This is a genomic window from Rhodococcus sp. BH5 (assembly GCF_027583855.1).
Taxonomy (GTDB): Bacteria; Actinomycetota; Actinomycetes; order Mycobacteriales; family Mycobacteriaceae; genus Rhodococcus_F; species Rhodococcus_F qingshengii.
The window spans coordinates 54,678-73,317 of record NZ_JAJHVW010000003.1 but is presented as its reverse complement, the minus strand read 5'-3'; the positions used below and the strand labels follow the sequence as shown (position 1 = coordinate 73,317).

General features: G+C 62.1%; 21 protein-coding genes. 10 read left to right on the top strand and 11 right to left on the bottom strand.

Annotated elements, in window-relative coordinates; translation table 11 throughout:
* Positions 1-66 precede the first annotated feature (66 nt).
* On the bottom strand, positions 67-678 hold the full coding sequence (locus RhoBH5_RS09410; protein WP_007730612.1) for a TetR/AcrR family transcriptional regulator: 612 nt from the start codon (positions 676-678) through the stop codon (positions 67-69).
* Positions 679-785: 107 nt separating this feature from the next.
* On the opposite strand from RhoBH5_RS09410, the gene RhoBH5_RS09405 reads away from it, so the two are divergent.
* The 9 genes from RhoBH5_RS09405 to paaK all read left to right on the top strand — a co-directional run bounded on the left by RhoBH5_RS09405 (position 786) and on the right by paaK (position 8,453).
* A complete protein-coding gene (locus tag RhoBH5_RS09405) occupies positions 786-1,514 on the top strand; it encodes an enoyl-CoA hydratase/isomerase family protein (protein ID WP_007730615.1) in 729 nt (242 codons plus the stop codon).
* Positions 1,511-2,368, top strand: a complete 858-nt coding sequence (locus RhoBH5_RS09400; protein ID WP_007730617.1) for a 3-hydroxyacyl-CoA dehydrogenase family protein — start codon at positions 1,511-1,513, stop codon at positions 2,366-2,368. Before RhoBH5_RS09405 ends, RhoBH5_RS09400 begins: the two co-directional genes overlap by 4 nt.
* 27 nt (positions 2,369-2,395) lie before the next feature.
* The gene (locus RhoBH5_RS09395) at positions 2,396-3,181 is read left to right on the top strand and encodes an enoyl-CoA hydratase-related protein (protein WP_270008188.1); all 786 of its coding nucleotides are present in this window, start codon (positions 2,396-2,398) and stop codon (positions 3,179-3,181) included.
* 92 nt (positions 3,182-3,273) lie between these two features.
* Positions 3,274-4,242 carry a 1,2-phenylacetyl-CoA epoxidase subunit PaaA gene (paaA, locus tag RhoBH5_RS09390; RefSeq protein ID WP_054187523.1) on the top strand — a complete coding sequence of 323 codons (969 nt, stop codon included), beginning with the start codon at positions 3,274-3,276 and terminating at the stop codon, positions 4,240-4,242.
* On the top strand, positions 4,239-4,556 hold the full coding sequence (paaB, locus tag RhoBH5_RS09385) for a 1,2-phenylacetyl-CoA epoxidase subunit PaaB (RefSeq protein ID WP_007730622.1): 318 nt from the start codon (positions 4,239-4,241) through the stop codon (positions 4,554-4,556). Before paaA ends, paaB begins: the two co-directional genes overlap by 4 nt.
* Positions 4,557-4,584: 28 nt before the next feature.
* Positions 4,585-5,502 carry a 1,2-phenylacetyl-CoA epoxidase subunit PaaC gene (gene paaC / locus RhoBH5_RS09380; protein WP_270008187.1) on the top strand — a complete coding sequence of 306 codons (918 nt, stop codon included), beginning with the start codon at positions 4,585-4,587 and terminating at the stop codon, positions 5,500-5,502.
* A 65-nt stretch (positions 5,503-5,567) separates the two neighbouring features.
* Positions 5,568-6,026 (top strand): 1,2-phenylacetyl-CoA epoxidase subunit PaaD, encoded by a 459-nt coding sequence (paaD, locus tag RhoBH5_RS09375; protein WP_047269445.1) that lies wholly within the window; start codon positions 5,568-5,570, stop codon positions 6,024-6,026.
* 4 nt (positions 6,027-6,030) lie between these two features.
* Positions 6,031-7,110: a 1,2-phenylacetyl-CoA epoxidase subunit PaaE gene (paaE, locus tag RhoBH5_RS09370; protein ID WP_270008186.1), complete on the top strand. Its 1,080-nt coding sequence runs from the start codon at positions 6,031-6,033 to the stop codon at positions 7,108-7,110.
* Positions 7,111-7,151: 41 nt separating this feature from the next.
* Positions 7,152-8,453 (top strand): phenylacetate--CoA ligase PaaK, encoded by a 1,302-nt coding sequence (paaK, locus tag RhoBH5_RS09365; protein ID WP_007730627.1) that lies wholly within the window; start codon positions 7,152-7,154, stop codon positions 8,451-8,453.
* 2 nt (positions 8,454-8,455) lie between these two features.
* Here paaK and RhoBH5_RS09360 read toward each other — a convergent pair whose 3' ends face one another.
* The 10 genes from RhoBH5_RS09360 to lepB all read right to left on the bottom strand — a co-directional run bounded on the left by RhoBH5_RS09360 (position 8,456) and on the right by lepB (position 16,730).
* Positions 8,456-9,079, bottom strand: a complete 624-nt coding sequence (locus RhoBH5_RS09360) for a LysE family translocator (RefSeq protein ID WP_007730629.1) — start codon at positions 9,077-9,079, stop codon at positions 8,456-8,458.
* A gap of 92 nt (positions 9,080-9,171) precedes the next feature.
* A complete protein-coding gene (locus RhoBH5_RS09355) occupies positions 9,172-10,365 on the bottom strand; it encodes a globin domain-containing protein (RefSeq protein ID WP_270008185.1) in 1,194 nt (397 codons plus the stop codon).
* 31 nt (positions 10,366-10,396) lie between these two features.
* Positions 10,397-10,846 (bottom strand): RrF2 family transcriptional regulator, encoded by a 450-nt coding sequence (locus RhoBH5_RS09350; protein WP_003943059.1) that lies wholly within the window; start codon positions 10,844-10,846, stop codon positions 10,397-10,399.
* 119 nt (positions 10,847-10,965) lie between these two features.
* A complete protein-coding gene (gene galK / locus RhoBH5_RS09345; protein WP_042921549.1) occupies positions 10,966-12,096 on the bottom strand; it encodes a galactokinase in 1,131 nt (376 codons plus the stop codon).
* Positions 12,096-13,196: a galactose-1-phosphate uridylyltransferase gene (galT, locus tag RhoBH5_RS09340; protein ID WP_270008302.1), complete on the bottom strand. Its 1,101-nt coding sequence runs from the start codon at positions 13,194-13,196 to the stop codon at positions 12,096-12,098. Before galT ends, galK begins: the two co-directional genes overlap by 1 nt.
* On the bottom strand, positions 13,193-13,819 hold the full coding sequence (locus RhoBH5_RS09335) for an SMI1/KNR4 family protein (RefSeq protein ID WP_270008184.1): 627 nt from the start codon (positions 13,817-13,819) through the stop codon (positions 13,193-13,195). Before RhoBH5_RS09335 ends, galT begins: the two co-directional genes overlap by 4 nt.
* Before the next feature lie 21 nt (positions 13,820-13,840).
* Entirely contained in the window at positions 13,841-14,425 is a 585-nt protein-coding gene (locus RhoBH5_RS09330) for a TetR/AcrR family transcriptional regulator (RefSeq protein WP_007730752.1), read from the bottom strand.
* Positions 14,422-15,471, bottom strand: a complete 1,050-nt coding sequence (locus tag RhoBH5_RS09325; protein WP_042921555.1) for a saccharopine dehydrogenase family protein — start codon at positions 15,469-15,471, stop codon at positions 14,422-14,424. Before RhoBH5_RS09325 ends, RhoBH5_RS09330 begins: the two co-directional genes overlap by 4 nt.
* 55 nt (positions 15,472-15,526) lie before the next feature.
* On the bottom strand, positions 15,527-15,880 hold the full coding sequence (locus RhoBH5_RS09320) for a glyoxalase superfamily protein (protein WP_270008183.1): 354 nt from the start codon (positions 15,878-15,880) through the stop codon (positions 15,527-15,529).
* 106 nt (positions 15,881-15,986) lie between these two features.
* Positions 15,987-16,730: a signal peptidase I gene (gene lepB, locus RhoBH5_RS09315; protein ID WP_042446389.1), complete on the bottom strand. Its 744-nt coding sequence runs from the start codon at positions 16,728-16,730 to the stop codon at positions 15,987-15,989.
* A 427-nt stretch (positions 16,731-17,157) separates the two neighbouring features.
* On the opposite strand from lepB, the gene RhoBH5_RS09310 reads away from it, so the two are divergent.
* The gene (locus RhoBH5_RS09310) at positions 17,158-18,639 is read left to right on the top strand and encodes an anion permease (RefSeq protein WP_042446385.1); all 1,482 of its coding nucleotides are present in this window, start codon (positions 17,158-17,160) and stop codon (positions 18,637-18,639) included.
* Position 18,640: the final 1 nt, after the last annotated feature.

Below are 18,640 nucleotides of genomic sequence, written 5' to 3'. Positions count from 1 at the left end.
TTCGGTCGGTAATTACGATCGCCCGGTAACGCCGCGTTGTCAAGGATTCGGCAGAACTGCCTGGAGTCAGGCCTTGCGAAGTCCGTCGAAAGTGACGGCGACGACCGCGTCGGCGATGTCGGAGACGGACTCACCCGCTCGGGGTTTGTACCACTCGATCAGTGAGTTGACGGTGCCGAACATCAGCTTGCTGGCGAGGGCTGGTTCGATGTCCGGGCGCAAGTCTCCCTCCGCTGCGGCGGACGCGACGAGACCTCCGACGAAGTTGTCGAATTCGCGTCGACGAGCTAGCGCGGCGCGCTCGACCGTCGTGTTGCCGCGGACGCGCAGGAGCAGGGTGACGTATGGAAGCTCTGCGACCAGCACCTCTACGCTGCGCCGGACCAGGTATTCGAGCCGGTCGATGTACGGACCGGTGGTGGCGCCCTCTTCGGTCGTGACCGCAAACAGGGCGTTGAGTGCACGCGAAAGGGCGAGTTCGAGAAGTTCTGACTTTCCGGACACATGGTGGTAGATCGAGGACTTCGTGATGCCGAGTTTCTTGGCGAGCACCTCCATGCTGGCGCCGTCGTAGCCCTTGTCGTTGAACACCTTCACGGCCACGGCCAGGAGCGAATCGAGGTCGTAGCCGGGACGTCCGGGGAGGCCGGTGCGTCGAGTGGGGCGTGCCGTAGTCATGTCCCCATCTTCTCAGTTCGGGCAAAGCTGTGCACCATCCTCGTTCTCACCCTTGCCAAACGACCGAATGTTCGGTTACTAATGGAGAAGAGCGAGAAGGAGCGAATGTGAACACCCTGCACGTGGACGAGCGCGAGGATCGCGTCGTGGTCACCCTCGACAGGCCCGCGCAACGCAATGCGATCAACGCGGAAATGATCGACGAACTGCATCAGGTTTGTGGACGCCTCGAACGGGATCCGAAGCTGCTCCTGCTTGCGGGGCGCGGCGACCACTTCGCAGGCGGCGCTGACATCGCGGAGCTCCGAGAGCGCGGACGAGAGGAAGCGTTCGCGGGTATCAACCGCACGCTGTTCGACCGAATCGGAAAGCTCCCGCTTCCCACCGTGGCCGCCGTGAGCGGCTACGCGCTCGGCGGTGGGGCAGAGTTGACCTACGCCTGCGACATTCGCATCGCGACAACGACGGCGGTCTTCGGGAATCCGGAGCCCAATCTCGGCATAATGGCAGCCGCCGGCGCCAGCTATCGATTGCCGAAGCTCGTCGGCGTCTCGATCGCGAAGCAGGTGCTCCTCGGTGCCAGGAACCTCGACGCCGAGCAGGCGCTACGAGCGGGCCTGGTTGTCGAGGTAACCGAACCGAACTGCCACGTCGACGCAGCGCATCGGCTGCTCGACCGCATTTCCCGACTGTCCCCGCTGGCACTGCGATTGACCAAGATCATCGTCGATGCGCCGGGATCGCATCCGTTTGCCGACGACATCGCCCAGGCCGTCCTGTTCGAGAGTTCGGACAAGCGCGATCGCATGACGGCCTTCCTGGAGAAGAAATCATGACTGAAGCAGTTGCACCGAAGACCGTCGGAGTCATCGGCGGTGGACGCATGGGTGCGGGTATCGCCCAGGTGTTCGCCAGTCTCGGCGGGGCGGTCACCATCGCGGAGAGTGGCGACACCGCGGCCGCGTTGCAGCGTGTTTCCGCCGGCCTCGACAGAGCTCACGAGCGAGGGAAACTCGACGACCAGGACCCCGCGACGGTGCTGGCGCGCGTGAGCACCGTGGACGCAGTGACCTCGTTGCCGCCGTCGCTCGACCTGATCGTCGAGGCGGTCCCGGAAATTGCGGCCCTCAAGGTCGAGGTGCTCGCCGCTGCGGAAACCGTTGCCGGAGAAAGCACCGTGATCGCCAGCAACACCAGTTCCATGTCGATCGCCGAACTCGGCGCAGCGCTGACGGATCCGGGCCGGTTCATCGGTATGCACTTCTTCAATCCAGTCCCGGCGTCGCTGTTGGTCGAGATCGTCCGGGCGCCTCAGACCCGCCCCGAGGTTGTCGACTCGGTACGAGCATGGGTGTCGATGCTCGGCAAAGCCGAGGTGCTCGTCAACGACTCACCTGGTTTTGCAACCAGCCGGCTTGGTGTCGGTCTCGGGCTCGAAGCCATCCGCATGCTCGAAGAGGGTGTGGCGGACGCGGAATCGATCGACCGAGCAATGGAATTGGGGTATCGGCATCCGATGGGCCCGCTGCGTTCGACAGATCTGGTCGGGTTGGATGTGCGCCTGGCGATCGCCGAACACCTCGCGAGCACGCTCGGTGATCGATTTGCACCTCCAGCACTGCTGCGAGAGAAGGTGGCTCGCGGCGAGTTGGGGCGCAAGACGGGACAGGGTTTTCACACATGGAGCTGAACCGAACTGCCTGCGAAAGGAACATCGATGACTGACGTGATTCGCTTGGAGATCGAGCGAGGTTTGGCGACAATCACTCTCGACCGACCCAAGGCCGCCAATGCCGTCAACGGCGAAATGAAGTCTCAGCTGCTCGAAGCGTTGCTGCAGGTCCACGCGGACGCAGAGGTTCGAGCGGTGTTGATTCTCGCCGAAGGCAAGAACTTCTGCGTCGGTCAGGATCTGGGCGAGCACGCCGCAGCGTTGGATGCTGATCCGGCGCACGCGATGGATACCGTCGAGGCGCACTACAACCCCATCGTCACGGCACTGTCGACGCTCTCTGTCCCGGTGGTGGTGGGTATCGGCGGAGCCTGCGTCGGGGCCGGGTTGGGAATCGCGTTGGCCGGAGACATCCGTGTCGTGGGGGCTCGCGCGAGCTTTGCGACGGCATTCACCGGCATCGGTCTGGCCAGTGACTCCGGGCTCAGTCATGCGCTCGTGCACGCGCTCGGACCTAGCCGCGCCAGTGGCCTGATGTTGCTCGGCGACAAGTTCGACGCGCAGAGCGCGCTGGAGTGGGGCTTGGTTCATCGCGTGGTGGCCGACGAGGACGTCGCAGCTGAGGCTCGGGTACTCGCGCGTCGGCTTGCCGACGGACCCACCGCGGCCTTCGCCCACGTGAAATCGCTGATCCGTGCCGTTGCTCTTGGGCTTTCCCAGACGCTGGCGGCCGAGGCGAACGCACAGGTGGAGCTGGGTTCCACGGCAGATCATCGAGGCGCAGTCACGGCTTTCCTGTCGAAGCAGAAGCCGGTTTTCGAGGGCCGCTGATTTCTGGTGCGGCGAAAGATTCTCTTGTGTGCTGGGACACCTCGGTGCATACTAGTTACCAACCGATCATTCGGTAATAAAAGGTAGGTACGATGACCAACGTGGAAGCTCCACAAGACCTGCAGAACCTGTTCGACGAGACGATCGCGGCAGACCAGCGCATCGAGCCTCGCGACTGGATGCCGGACGGCTACCGCAAGACTCTGATCCGTCAGGTTGCCCAGCATGCGCACTCCGAAATCATCGGAATGCAGCCCGAGGGAAACTGGCTCACCCGTGCGCCTTCGTTGCGACGCAAGGCGATCCTGATGGCGAAGGTCCAGGACGAAGCCGGGCACGGTCTGTATCTCTACTCCGCGGCCGAGACGCTCGGTGCCGATCGTGGCGATCTGACCACCAAACTGATCGAGGGAAAGCAGAAGTACTCCTCGATCTTCAACTATCCGACGCTGACATACGCCGACGTGGGTGTGATCGGCTGGCTGGTCGACGGAGCTGCTATCTGCAATCAGGTTCCGCTGTGCCGCAGCTCCTTCGGGCCGTATGCGCGCGCGATGATCCGTGTGTGCAAGGAGGAATCGTTCCATCAGCGGCAAGGCTTCGAGCTGTTGGCGACGATGATGCGCGGCACGGACGCTCAACGGGCAATGGTGCAGGAAGCCGTCGACCGATGGTGGTGGCCCGCTCTGATGATGTTCGGACCGCCGGACGACGAATCGCCGAACACCGAGCAGTCGATGAAGTGGCGCATCAAGCGGCACACGAACGACGAACTGCGGCAACGATTCGTGGACATGTCGATACCGCAGGCCGAGATACTCGGTGTGACCTTCCCTGATCCCGACCTGCGCTGGAACCCCGAGCGTGGCGCACACGATTTCGGCGAGCCGGACTGGAGCGAATTCATGGACGTGGTCCGCGGCAACGGAGCGGCGAGCGTCGAGCGGATCACCAATCGGAAAGCCGCACACGACAACGGGGCCTGGGTTCGCGACGCCGCGTACGCCTTTGCACAGCGCGAGAGACTCGCGCACGATCGCACGACTGGGGAAACATCATGAGCGAGAACGATCAGGTACAGCGCGATCAGGTGCGGGGCGAATGGCCTTTGTACGAGGTATTTCTGAGGGGAAAGCGCGGACTGAACCACGTGCATGTCGGATCCCTGCGCGCGGCAGACGATCAGATGGCCCTACGCCACGCGCGCGACGTCTACACCAGACGTAACGAAGGCGTGAGCATCTGGGTCGTGCCGTCAGCGAACATCGTGGCTTCGAGTCCGGCAGAAAAGGATCCGTTCTTCGCGCCGAGCGGCGACAAGGTCTACCGGCACCCGACTTTCTACGACATCCCGGACTCCGTTCCGCACATGTGAGAATCACTTCGACTTCGAGGACCAACAGATGAACGATCACGACAGTGCCTACGACGGCCTGGTCGACGGCGACGGCCACGGTCAGTGGGCGTTCGGAACCAGCTTCGACGACCCCCTCGCCGGAGTCGACACCACGGTGCCGGATGACGTCGATCTCGGTGCGCTGGCGCGCTACTGCCTCATGCTCGGCGACGACGCGCTCGTCAGTTCGCAGCGCCTCGCCGAATGGTCGACGCGGGCACCGGAACTCGAAGAAGAGGTAGCTCTCGCGAATGTCGGTCTGGATCTGATCGGGCAGGCCAGGCTGCTGCTGGCTCGCGCGGCAGCAGCCGATTCCACTGTGGTTCCGTTCATCTCCGATACGTCACCGGTGCCGGCCGAAGATGCGCTCGCCTTCTTTCGTGATCAGTTCGGTTTCCGCAACGTGAGACTGGTGGAGCTCGCCAACGGCGACTTCGCGCACACGGTCGTTCGGCTACTCGTGTTCTCGACCTGGCGGCTGGCGCTGTTCGATCGGCTGCGCATGTCGCGCGATCCGGTTCTCGCAGCTGTGGCGAACAAGGGCATCAAAGAACTGACCTACCACCGCGACTACGCGGCAAGATGGGTCGTCACGTTGGGCGCCGGCACGGCAGAATCCAAGCGTCGGACTGCCGCGGCCCTGCTCGAGATCTTCCCGTTCGTGGACGAACTCTTTGTTCCCACCCAGGACGAACTCGTTTTGGCAGAAGTTGGCGTCGGAGTGGATCCGCGTACTGTTCGGCCGGAGTTCGACGCTGTTCTTGCCCAGGTCCTCCATGCAGCCGAAATGGAAGAGCCCCCTTCGCGTTTCTCCGGTTTCGTCGGCGGCCGCGGCGGGCGTGCCGGACTGCACACCGGGGCACTGGGGCTACTTCTCCCCGAAATGCAGAGCGTCGCTCGGGAGCATCCGGAAGGGGTGTGGTGACCGTGACTGCCGCTACCGTCTCTTCCGCTACTGTCTCTTCGGCGCAGGAGATCGTCGCCTCGGTGATGGATCCGGAGATGCCACTGTTGACCTTGGCCGATCTCGGCGTCATCCGATCGGTCGACGTCGAAGCGAACTTGGTCTGTGTGACAATCACTCCCACCTATTCCGGGTGTCCGGCGATGGCGACGATGCGAGACGACATCGAGCACAAGCTGACCGACGCGGGGTACGGCAGCGTCCAGATCAAGACTCAACTGTCGCCGCCTTGGAGTTCGGATTGGATCAGCGAAGAGGGGCTCGCGAAACTTCGGACGGCCGGGTACTCGGTGCCGGGGGCCGCGCCGCGTCGCACCTCCGGCCCGATCGCCTTGACCTTGACGGCCAAGCCGCGCGACATCCTGTGCCCCCAGTGCGGTTCGGCAAACACCAGACTGAGTTCGGAATTCGGTGCGACCCTGTGCAAAGCGCTCTATCGCTGCCTCGACTGCCTCGAGCCGTTCGATCACGTGAAGGAGATCTGAACAGATGAGTACTGCAACGACGAACCGGAACAAACCATTTCACCCGTTGACGGTCGCCGGTGTCGAATCACTGTGCGACGACGCAGTTGCCGTCACCTTCGACGTGCCTGCCGATATCGCCGATCAATTCGACTTCGGCGCCGGGCAGTCACTGACACTGCGGCGGATGATCGACGGCGTCGAACACCGTCGCTCCTACTCGATCTGTGCACCGGTAGGGGCGTCTCCACGGGTGGGGGTTCGCGAAGTGGCAGACGGACTCTTCTCCTCCTGGTTGGTGCGAGACGTCAAGGCCGGGGATCGAATCGACGTCCAGGGCCCATCTGGCAATTTTGTCGCCGATCCGGCATTGGGTGGACGGCACGTTCTGATCGCGGCGGGCTCCGGAATCACGCCCATGTTGTCCATCGCTGCAACACTGCTGGTGAACCCCGAGGCCGATGTCACCCTGCTGTACGGGAACAGGCGCACCCGTTCGGTCATGTTTGCCGAAGAAATCGCCGACCTGAAGGACCGGTACGGTGCACGCCTGGACGTTATTCATGTTCTCTCTCGCGAGCCGCGCGAGGTCGAGTTGTTCTCGGGCCGTCTCGACGCCGACCGGTTGCGCGAGATCTTCACCTCTCTCGTTCCGTGCGACCAGGTCGACGGCTTCTGGTTGTGTGGTCCGTTCGGGATGGTCGACGACGCCCAGGAAGTACTGGCCGGCTTGGGAATTGCCAAGGATCGCATCCATCACGAGCTGTTCTACGTCGACGACGTCGCTCCGCCGGTTGCAGTGCATCGTGAGCCCGGAATTGTGGGACCAGGCAGCGAGGTCACCATCACGCTCGACGGTCGATCGACCACCGCGACACTTCCGCGAGACCAGTCGATTCTCGATGCAGCGGAACAGTACCGATCGGATCTGCCCTTCGCGTGCAAGGGCGGGGTCTGTGGAACGTGTCGCGCCAAGGTCACCTGCGGTGACGTCGAGATGCGCAGGAACTACGCACTCGAAGACTACGAAGTCGACGCGGGTTTCGTACTGACCTGCCAGACCTTCCCTGTCGGTGAACAGATAACAGTCGATTTCGACGCCTGACCGCCCGCACAGCGCCCTCACTGAGCCCACCGGAGACAATCATGACCGAACTCGTCACTGCTACTTCGCAAGAAATCGAATTTGCCAGTCGGGACCGCATTTCGACGCTCCAACTCGAGCGGATGCAATGGTCCCTGATGCACGCGTACACCAATGTTCCGCACTACCGCAAAGCTTTCGACGACGCCGGCGTCCACCCGAGCGACTTGAAGGATCTGAGCGATCTCGCGAAGTTTCCCTTCACCACCAAAGCGGATCTGCGTGAGAACTATCCGTTCAAGATGTTTGCGGTGCCACAGGACCGGGTCTCGCGAATTCACGCGTCTTCGGGGACCACCGGTCGCCCGACGGTGGTGGGGTACACGAGCAACGACCTGAACAACTGGGCCGATCTCATCGCGCGCAGTCTCTCGGCCGGCGGCGTGCGGTCTTCGGACAAGGTTCACGTGGCTTACGGGTACGGTCTGTTCACCGGTGGGTTGGGAGCACACTACGGTGCGGAGCGCTTGGGCTGCACGGTCATTCCCATGTCCGGTGGCATGACCGAGCGGCAGATTCAACTGATCGAGGACTTCGAGCCCGACGCCATCATGGTGACTCCGTCGTACATGTTGACCATCGTGGATGCGATGATCAAGAAAGGCATCGATCCCTCGAAGACCTCACTGAGGGTGGGAGTTTTCGGAGCGGAGCCGTGGACCGAACAGATGCGTACCGAGCTGGAACAGCAACTCGACATGCATGCGGTCGACATCTACGGACTCTCCGAGATCATGGGCCCGGGTGTGGCAATGGAATGTGTGGAAACCAAAGACGGGCTCCATATCTGGGAAGACCACTTCTACCCGGAGATCATCGATCCGGTCACGGGCGAAGTGCTGCCGGACGGTGAAGAAGGTGAGCTGGTTTTCACCTCTCTCACCAAGGAAGCGCTGCCCATCATTCGCTACCGAACCAGGGACCTGACCCGTCTGTTGCCCGGTACGGCGCGCTCCATGCGTCGGATGCAGAAGGTCACCGGCCGGACCGACGACATGATCATCCTGCGTGGGGTCAATCTGTTCCCCACACAGATCGAAGAGCTGATCCTGACCGTCCCCGCCCTGGCACCCCAATTCCAGTGTGTGCTGGAGCGTCCGGGCCGGATGGATACTCTGACAGTGCGCGTCGAGGCTCGCCCTGACGCGGCAATTTCCGATCATGCGGCAGCGTCTTCGGCGTTGCAGAAGCTGGTGAAGAACAAGATCGGTGTCACGGTCGAGGTGAGCGTTCTCGAACCCGGCGGACTCGAACGCTCGATCGGCAAAGCGCGTCGTCTGATCGACCAACGTCCGAAGGACTGAAACTACTCCAGGGCCATGCGGGTGGCGAAGATTCCGAGAATGCCACCCGCTAGCCATTTCTGAGCCCGCATCCACACCGGACGCGCCATGAGGAAGGTCGACACGGCTGCCGCACAGCACACGATCAACGCGTTGACGGTGACTGCGACCAGGATCTGCACGCCGCCGAGTACGAGTGCCTGTTGCCAGACCGGACCCGCAGTGGGATCGACGAACTGGGGGATCAGGGCCGCGTACATCAGCGCAATCTTGGGATTGAGCAGATTGGTGGTCAACCCCATCCCGAACAGACGGCCGCTACCGTGGCGGTCGACCTCGCCCACCTCGAAAGCGGACTTCCCACCTGGTCGGAGTGTCGACCAGGCGAGATAGGCCAGGTACAGGGCACCACCGATTTTCACCGCGGTGAACACCGTTGGTACGGCGAAGAGAACCGCCGTCAGCCCTGCACACGTGGCGGTGAGGTAGACCAGGAAACCGGTTGCGACTCCGCCGAGCGAGATCAAACCTGCCCGGCGGCCCTGGCTGATGCTGCGGGACACCAGATAGATCATGTTGGGGCCCGGTGTCAGAACCATCGCCAGGGCGATCAGCGCGACTCCCGTCATCGACGCTGACGTGATCATGCCGGTCTCCCACTACTCGGTACGTATGTTCCGTCGAGTACACAAGGGATTACTGTGGCGCGCCAAGGTCCAGTTCGCAGGCAGTGGTCCGCTCAGGTGTTGGCCCAGCTGTCGGGCCCGAAGACCTCGTAGTGGATATTCTGCGCCGGGACGTCCCGTTCGAGCAACGAGGCGCGCATCGCCAACATGAACGGCATCGGCCCGCAAAGGAAGGCTTGGGTATCGGGCTCCACTGCAATACCTTGCAAATCCGCCCGTCCTTCGTGAACCGATCCGAACGCAACGTGCGTGCCGAGATCCTCGTACCAACGGTGCAGGGTTGCGGCGGGAATCTGGTCGACGAGTGTGCTGAGTTCTGCGCGGTGCGCGTGATCCGCAATGGATCGATCCGCATGGATGACAGATACCGGACGGTCAGCGCCGGTGTCCACGAGATGATTGAGCATCCCGATCATCGGTGTGCAACCGATTCCGGCCGACGCGAGCAGGAGCGGCGAGTTGTCGTCCGGCATGGTGAGATCACCGAAAGGTGTGGTGACGGAGAGTTCTTGGCCTTCGAATACGTTGTTGTAGAGGAAGTTCGACACTTCGCCATCGCGAGTTCCGGAGATTCGCTTGACGCTGATCCGCCAGTCTGCGCTGCTCGGTATCGAACACAGGCTGTATTGGCGGATCTGGCGGGCGCCGTCGGGCAGCGTAACCCCGACCGAAAGATACTGTCCGGGAGCGAAGGTGGGGAGTGCACTGCCGTCGAGCGACGTGAGCGTCAGTGAGACGGTGTCGGCGGACTGAAGAACTCGTTCACTGATCCTGACTGTGCGCCAGACGTCACCGGCGTCCACGCCGGCGAGTTGGTAGAGGCCACGCTCCATCGTGATGAGGGTTTCCGCCATCAGCCAGTAGACCTCGTCCCAGGCTGCTGCGACGTCGGGAGTGACTGCATCGCCGAGTATTTCGACGATCGCGGCAAAGAGGTGTTCGTGCACGATTGCGTACTGGTCGGGCGTGATTCCCAGCGACGCATGCTTGTGGGCGATACGTGAAAGTATGAGATCGACCTTGGCGCTGTCCGGCTCGAGCTGAAGCGTCGCGAATGCCGCGATGGCGCCGGCGAGAGCCTTCTGCTGTTCGCCCTGCTTCTGATTGCCGCGATTGAACAAATCACGTTCGAGTTCAGGATGTGCGTCGAACATCTTGCGGTAGAACAGGGTTGTGATATCGCCGATGGCGGCGCCGACCACGGGAAGGGTGGCGCGAATGACCTCGGTTGACTGTGGGGAAAGCATGAGCTGCTCCGTTCGGTCGAAATTCGATTGATCAGCCTGCTTCGTCGCTCCGGGTGGTGAGGCGTAGCAGGACAGTTTTGGACGGCTGCCGGATGACGTCTTCGATCGTGACCGCGTCGAGTGAAACGAAAAACGCTTCCTGTGCTTCGCGCAACGCACTTCGAAGGAGGCAACCTCCGCGCAATGGGCACGGTTTGTCGCCTTCGCAGTCGACGACTTCACCCGGGCCTTCGAGGCGTCTGGCCAGCCAGCCGATGGTGGCGGTGCGGCCGAGTTCGGTGATGGAAAGCCCACCGCCGCGGCCGCGCCTGGTTGTCACGATGCCGAGCTCACCGAGCCGTGTAACCACCTTGGTGGCATGGGAATACGACACGTTGAGCTGCTGCGCAACATCCCGAGTGCTGGGGGAGGCATCCGCGTCGAGTACGGCCAACCGCATGACGACGCGCAATCCCAGATCGGTGAACTGCGTCAGTTGCATGATCTGAACCTACATAATTCGCATCTGAGATGACTATTTATGTGAGGGGGATCTCGAGGTGCCCCAACCAGGGCGAACGGTACGTTCGGCGCCTCCAGTGCGCTGAACGTGCCGTTCGCTCAGAGACGGGCGGCCGAACCCCCGGCAACGACGCCGAGAAAGTGTGGTGCTCGCCAACCTCGCGCCGCAAAGTCGCGGCTCACCGATGCGATGACCTCCGCTCCGCTTCCTTCCGGAACCAGCGCGATGGCCGAGCCTCCGAATCCGCCGCCGGTCATCCGCGCACCGATCGCGCCGCCGCGTCGTGCTGCGGCAACGGCGACGTCGAGTTCTTCACACGAGACCTCGAAGTCGTCGCGCAACGAGGCGTGCGAGTTGTCGAACAGCTCGCCGACGTCACTGAATCTGCTGTTGCGCAGAAGTTCTGCGGTCTTCCGCGTCCTCTCGATCTCGGTCACGACGTGCCGTGCCCGCGCCCGGGGGATCGGGTCTCGCACTGTCTCGGCCTGGCCTGCTGTAGCCTCTCGCAAGCTGCCGACGCCGAGAGCTGCTGCTGCAGCGACGCATTGAGAGCGCCGCATTCCGTACTGTCCGTCTGCGAGCGAGTGTTTGACCCGGGTGTCGATGGCGATCAGTTCGTACCCTGCACCGTGGAGTTCGAAAGGTATGGGTTCGGTGGATCCGTCCTGGCAGTCCAGCAGGAGCGCGGTCGAGGGCTGAGCAAAGAGGGCAATGGTTTGATCCATCCCTCCGGTCGGTGCGCCGACGCCGTCGTTCTCGGCCTGGATGCACACCTGTACCAGCTCATCGCGGGCGAAAGGTGAATCATGAAGTTCATTGACGGCCAACGCAACCGAACAGGTGAGGGCAGCGGAGCTCGACAGCCCGGCCCCGACCGGTACCGACGAGTCGACGGCAAGATCGATTCCTTCGATCGGGAGGCCTCTGCGCGCAAGAGACCACAGAACGGCTGTGGGGTAGGCGGCCCACCCTGTGGCGATGTCGCCGAGGGGCCCGGTGTACGTCTCGGCGGATTGCCGACTGTGCACGCGGACGACCCCGTCGCTGCGCAGTGCGACGGCAACCAGTGTTCGCTGCTCGAGAGCGACCGGTAGGCACAATCCACCGTTGTAGTCCGTGTGTTCACCGATCAGGTTGACTCGACCGGGTGCCGCCCAAACTCCGGTTGCCGGATAGCCGTAGGTGGCGTGAAACTGTTGGAGCACAGAATTGTTCGAGACCGTATCCACTATTTCAACTCCCGCAGGCGGGCCGCGACTGCCTCGGGAACGGTGTCGTTCACCCAGGCGCCCATGGCGGACTCGGACCCGGCGAGGTATTTGAGTTTGCCCGGTGCGCGCAAGATCGAGAACAGCTGAAGATGCAGTCGGCCCAGAGGTCGGTTGATGCGGACGGGAGCTTGGTGCCAAGCCGCGATGTACGGTACCCGGTCGACGCCCGGATAGAAGCGATCGATACGGCGTAGGAGATCTTGGTAGACGACCGCAAGCTCTTCGCGCTCTTGGTCGTTCAGCGAGGGAAGGTCCGGGACGTCTCGGTGCGGTGCCAGGTGAATCTCGATGGGCCATCGTGCGGCGGTCGGGACGTAGGCGCTCCAGTGATCGCCGTCGTAGATCAACCGGGCCTTGTCCTCGCGCTCGAACGCCAGAACATCGGCGAGTAGTGAGCGACCGGTGCGCTCGAAGTGTTTGTGCGCCTGCGTCAGCATCGATCGGGTGCGTGGCGTGACATACGGGTATGCGTAGATCTGTCCGTGTGGATGGGTGAGTGTCACCCCGATTTCTTCGCCGCGGTTCTCGAAGCAGAACACTTGTTCCACAAGCGGATCCGCCGACAACTCTTCGGTCCGAGAAATCCAGGCACCCACAATCGTGCGCATGCGTTCGAGTGGAAGCTCGGCGACGGCCGCCGTGTGATCGCTCGAGAAGCACATCACTTCGCAGTGGCCGGCCGCTGGGCGATCGCCCACACCGTCTCCGGGACTGTCAATGGCTTCCTCGGGCGCCGCGGCAAAGCTCGGAAACCGATTCTCGAACACCGCGACGTCGTAGCCTCCGTCGGGTATCTCTGTGGGCGTGCGTGTTTCGTCGGTCGGGCACAACGGGCATTCGTCGGCGGAGGGGAGATGAGTCCGTGTCATGCGATGCGAAGCCATGGTGATCCACTCCCCGGTGAGAACGTCGAATCTCATCCGAGACGAGTGGTCGAGAGCCGGCAATTCGCGGGAATCTCGCGCAGAGTGGGTGCGGGTACTGCCGGCATCGTCGAAGTAGAAGATCTGACGCCCGTCGGCGAGGGTGCGACGGGTCGGATCCTGCTTGGGCGTCATGCGTCGACTTCCCATTCCAGAACACCCTTGCTGACAACGGGTTTCCACACTCCGATCGTTGATCCTGTTTCCAGCGCTACGGCATGGGCGGCCAGCATTACCGAGATGGACGCCCAGATCGGACCCCCGTTGTCAGTGGCGTCCGAGGCATACTCGGTCACACAATGGTGGAGTGCGCCGCTGCGGGTGTCCACGAAGTAGTGGTACTCGTCCAGTCCGGCGAAGGGAACGAACGAGGGGATGAACATGGTTGCGGCAGTGCCTGCGTCGCGTTGATCGTGTCGATCCATCTCGTCCTCGGCGTAGAGGTCTGGATTCTCGTAGATCGTCTCGTCCCACGTTTCGAGCAGCGTGAGACGAACTTCTGTTGCGACGTCGATGGGGTAGAAGAATTTGTCCGGGAGCGCGCTGCCGAGAAAGCGGCCGGTCCGGTCGTCGTGGGTCAGGCTGCCGTTGTGGACCCGATACAGGTCGCGAAGTTCCTGTGGCCACGTGACGCCGGTCGAGGCTTCGAATTCCTCGATAACGGCGTCACCGAGTCCTGGTTGAAACGCTGCAGCCGTCACCGGTGCGTGTGTACGGCACCACGCTTCGATTCGGCTCCATTCGTTTGCAACGCTCATGGGCTTTACGATACGTCCGAGTCAGGACCCGTGAATCAGGTACTGCAGTGTGTCCACGAGCTTTCGGTCCGAAGCCTCGGACTTTCGGCCGGTGATTCCCGATCGGAGAATTGCGGAACCCTCGAGCAGGCTCACGATGGTCTGCGCTGTCGCGCCAAGTTCAGTCGCATCCAGCTCCGGTTGTGCACACGCGACTGCGCGCTCTACGTGTGCGATGTACTGGGCGTAGAAGTCTCGAAGCACGACCGCGACTTCTTGGTCCGCCGCTGCAATGGCCCATACTTCGACGTACAGACGCACAGTGGCCTGGTCGTCCTGTTCTCCGAGCAGGACTCCGATGAAGTGTTCGGATTCCTCGCGGGAAAGGCTCTGATCCGTATCGGGGACGACGGCAAGGCGATCCAGTGAGCGGGTCAATGCACGTGACATCACTGCGCGTATCAGATCTGCACGGGTGGGGTAGTAGTGCTGCAGATGTCCTACCCGCACTCCGGCCGCGGCTGCGAAATCGCGCATTGCCGAGTTGGCATTGCCCTGAGTAGTGAGGACCTGTTCTGCTGCGTCGAGAAGTGCTGCCGCACGGGCGGCGCCCTTGGAGAGGGTCATGGTCGCAATACTGCCACCCCGAAGCTCTCCAACTCGGAGACGGTGCGGCGAGGGTTCGGAAGCGATTCGGGGAAAGTGACTCCAGGCCGGGCATCGTCGGCCAAGGCTCGTCTGACGGCCAGCGCGCCGCCCACCGCGGTGAGGTGAGCCTGGCCCTGCCGGTCGACGATTGTCGCGCTTGTCGTGCCGCTCGGGCCGGTGACATCGATGCGTACTTGCGCGCTCCCGCCCTTGCCCGGCGAGTACAGGAGTCCGCGTCGTAGCGGTGTGAAGCGGTCGCCGCGACCCCAACGGAACAGACCCACCTTCTTGGCGGCGAGCAGCGCAGTTGTGGATGCATTCGAACTGAAACCTATTCGAGTGCTGGCAGTTTCGGCGCCCAAGGTCATGGGGAACGTGAATTGTTCCGGAGTGTCGATTCTTCCGACCTTGGTGCGCGATCCGGGGAAGTCGACCCAGCGTGTATCCGTCAACGGGCTGACGGTGATCGGGTTTCCTTGCTGCATCACCTCGAAATCCTGCCCGAGCCGATCGATGAAGTCGACGGAGTCCAGCCCGGCAATGTCGTTGACGTCGTAGCGAATCGAGACGTCGATCGTGCTCGCGCCACCCAGTTCCTCGGCCAGCGCTGCGGCGACGATATTGGTGACTCCGCCCATCCATCCGGACGACAGGTACACCGGTGCGCTCGGCGACTTCTGACCCGCCAGAGTGGCGGCGCGAGCGACGCGGGTTGTCCAGCGGGTGATGTCCACGTACGGAATGCCGGCCTCGACGGCGGCGGACAGGACACGATCGTGGGGATCGTTGACCGTCGAAACGACCGCGCGTACGGACGCGTCGAAGGGTGTCGGGTCGAGGAGGTCCCAGCGGCGGACGGAAGCGCCGTGACGGCCGGCCAGTTCGTCGCCTCGCTCGGGGGTGCGTCCGGTGAGGAGTAGTGGGAAGTCGGGGGCGAGCAACGCTGTCAGGGCGCTGCCCACGGTTCCGTATCCGCCGGCCACGAGGATCGGGCCGTCGGCTGAATACTGCAATGAATCGGTCATGCACCTAACTCTAGGTCAAATGACCTAAAACGTCGAATGGGGTTCTTTCCGCTGCTCAGTCCCGGTGTCGCACGATGTTGACGACGTTGCCATCGGGTGCCCGGACGAGGAATCGGCGAACACCCCACTCTTCGGTCGTTATGGGGTGCACGATTTCGTAGCCGAGCCTGCGGGCCTCTTCGTAGGCGCCGTCGACGTCGTCCGTGTGGACTGAGATGACCGAGTCCTCGGCTGCAGTGGCGTCGTGCGTGACGAGCTGTACGTTCGCGCCGGTGTCGGGAGAGGTGTAGCGAGCGACCCACCCCATGTTGAACTCGTCGGTGCTCAGGCCGAGAAAGTCGGAGTAGAAGCTCTTGGCGGTTCCGACATCGGCGACTTTGAGATTGGCGGTGATGCGTCGAGCGCGCATGTGGTTCTCCTACCCTCGGTAACAGATGCGCTCGATGATCGTCCGAAAGCGGAGCCATGTCGACTGTGCCGTCCGAAGATGCGGGCCGCCTGGTTGATTCGATCTGTCACTGCGGATCGAACGAGCTCACAGTTCCCCACCGTGAGAAGGGAAGGACGATCAATTGAACCTTGCCGATGACATTGTCGATCGGCACCGTTCCACTGTGTTCGTCATCGAGATGGAAACGTGAATCCTTCGAATGGGCGCGGTTGTCGCCCATCACCCACAGGTTCCCGTCGGGAACCGTGACCGGCCCGAAATACCTTCCTTGACAAGAGGTATCGTTGCCCGGAATGCGCTTGTCGATGTACGGCTCGGTCAGCGGCTTGCCGTTCACCCGAAGCCCCTCTTCCTCGGACAGACACTGTACGGTTTGGCCACCGACCGCGACTACCCGCTTCACGAGGTCGTTTTCGTCCGGCGGGACCAAGCCGACGATGGACCCGAGTCCCTGAAACGCGCGAACAATCGAATTGTCGGATCGAATGGATTTGTACTCGTCGTTCCAGGACTCGGGTCCCTTGAACACGACCACATCCCCAGGTTGCGGATCCCCGAATCGATAGCTGATTCTGTCGACGAGGATCTTGTCTCCCGTGCAGCCGGTGCATCCGTGAAGTGTCGGTTCCATGGACTCCGACGGGATCAGAAAGATGCGTCCGACGAAGTTCTGAATGACAACACTCAGGACAAGTGCGACGACAACGAGGATCAGAATCTCACGCCACAGTGGACGTTTCCTCGGGTGATCGGCCACTGCCGATTCAGTGGAGTCGGTCGAGTCCTCGTGGGCGTCGGATTCCGTCACACTCCCGACAATAGATGGCGCAACCACTCGTCGGCCCGATACGAATCTTCTCGGTTCGTGGGTCTGTCTGTCGGCTGACATGCTTCGGAATTGGATCACATCACGCGCGAAGATCCGGTCGAGATCGGCAATCCGCGCAGTCCTGACCCAAAAATCGTGCCGACGAATACCTTTCGCAGAAGCAGGTTGAACAACTCTCCGAGATTCAAGCGTGCAGCACGCCGGCGCCTCTGTTGATCGATTGGCACAATCTTTTGCGAGAGATGGGCATTCTCCCACTGAAGCGTCGGTGCGAGACAGCGCCTCGTAAGGACGACTGTACTTCCGGGCAATTTCTCTCGAACTTGGATTGACCGCACGAAAACCTGATGTTTGGGGGACAATCATCTGGGGCGATCACCTGGGGCGACAAGTCGAGGAGATGCAAATGTCCGAGGCCAAATCCGAAAGCACTGAGTCTTTTTCTGAGACGACACCGCCGGCGGAGCCGTCGAAACAATCAGTGCTCAGGCGGTACTACCCGGCTGCGGTGCCCGTCGTCCTCGGCTTGATCATCTATTTCATGCCTGTTCCGGACGGTGTGGATCCCAAGGGCATGCACATGCTCGGAATCTTCGTCGGCACCATCGTGGCGTTGATCTTGCAGCCGCTGCCGACGGGTTCTGTGGCGCTGGTAGGCCTATCGATCGCCATGATCACCCAGACCGAGACGCCGACGGAAGCGTTGTCCGGCTTCAGTAACACCACGATCTGGCTGATTGTCGCATCGTTCTTCATTGCCGAGGGCTTTCTGGTCACTGGACTCGGCAAACGGGTTGCGCTCATGTTCGTGACCAAACTCGGCAAGTCGAGTCTCGGATTGTCCTACGGAATGGCGTTGACGGACTTGATACTTGCTCCGGCGACGCCGTCGAACACCGCCCGTGCGGGTGGCGTCGTCTATCCGATCATCGTCTCGCTGAGCAAGTTGGAGGACTCCAATCCCGAGCCCGAGGACTCTCGCAAGAAGCTCGGAGCATATCTGCTGCTCACGTCGCTGCAAGTCAACGTCGTGACCTCCGCGATGTTCATCACCGCCATGGCGGGTAACCCTGTGGCCGTCGATGCGGCTGCCAAGATCGGCATCGACATCTCGTGGGGCAAATGGGCGCTGGCAGCATCGGTTCCGGGAATTGCGAGTCTGATCGCGATCCCGTGGGTGATGTCGAAGATCTTCCCGCCCACGATGTTGAAGACTCCGAAAGCACCCGAGCAAGCCAGGGAGGAACTGCGCAAGGCAGGTCCGATCAGCCGCAACGAGAAGATCATGGCCGCCACCTTCGTTCTGCTGCTGGTGCTCTGGTGCCTGGGCTCGCAGCTCAACGTCAATGCCACTACAACAGCATTCGTCGGAATCGGCATCCTGTTGGTGACCAAGGTGCTGACGTGGAACAACCTGGTCCACGACACCGGGGCGTGGCAGACGCTCGTGTTCTTTGCCGTTCTGGTCGGTATGGCAAGCCATCTCGAAGAACTCGGCGTGATCTCGTGGATCGGAACCCAGGTCTCCTCGAGCGTCGACGGTTTGCCGTGGATCTGGGCTTTTGCGATCCTGACCTTGGTGTACTTCTACGCGCACTATCTGTTTGCGTCGAACACCGCGCAGATCGTCGCCATGTACGCGGTGTTTCTCGGCGCGGCGGTGGCAACCGGTGCGCCGCCGCTGTTCTCGGCCCTGGTATTCGGCTTCATCGGCAGCCTGTTCGGCGGTATCTCGCACTACGCGTCCGGTCCGGCCGGAGTGATCTACGGTTCCGGATACATCAAGACCTCGGAGTGGTTCCGAATCGGTTTCGTGATGAGCGTCGTGATCATCCTGATCTGGACGATCATCGGCGGCGCGTGGATGAAGCTGATCGGCGCCTGGTGAC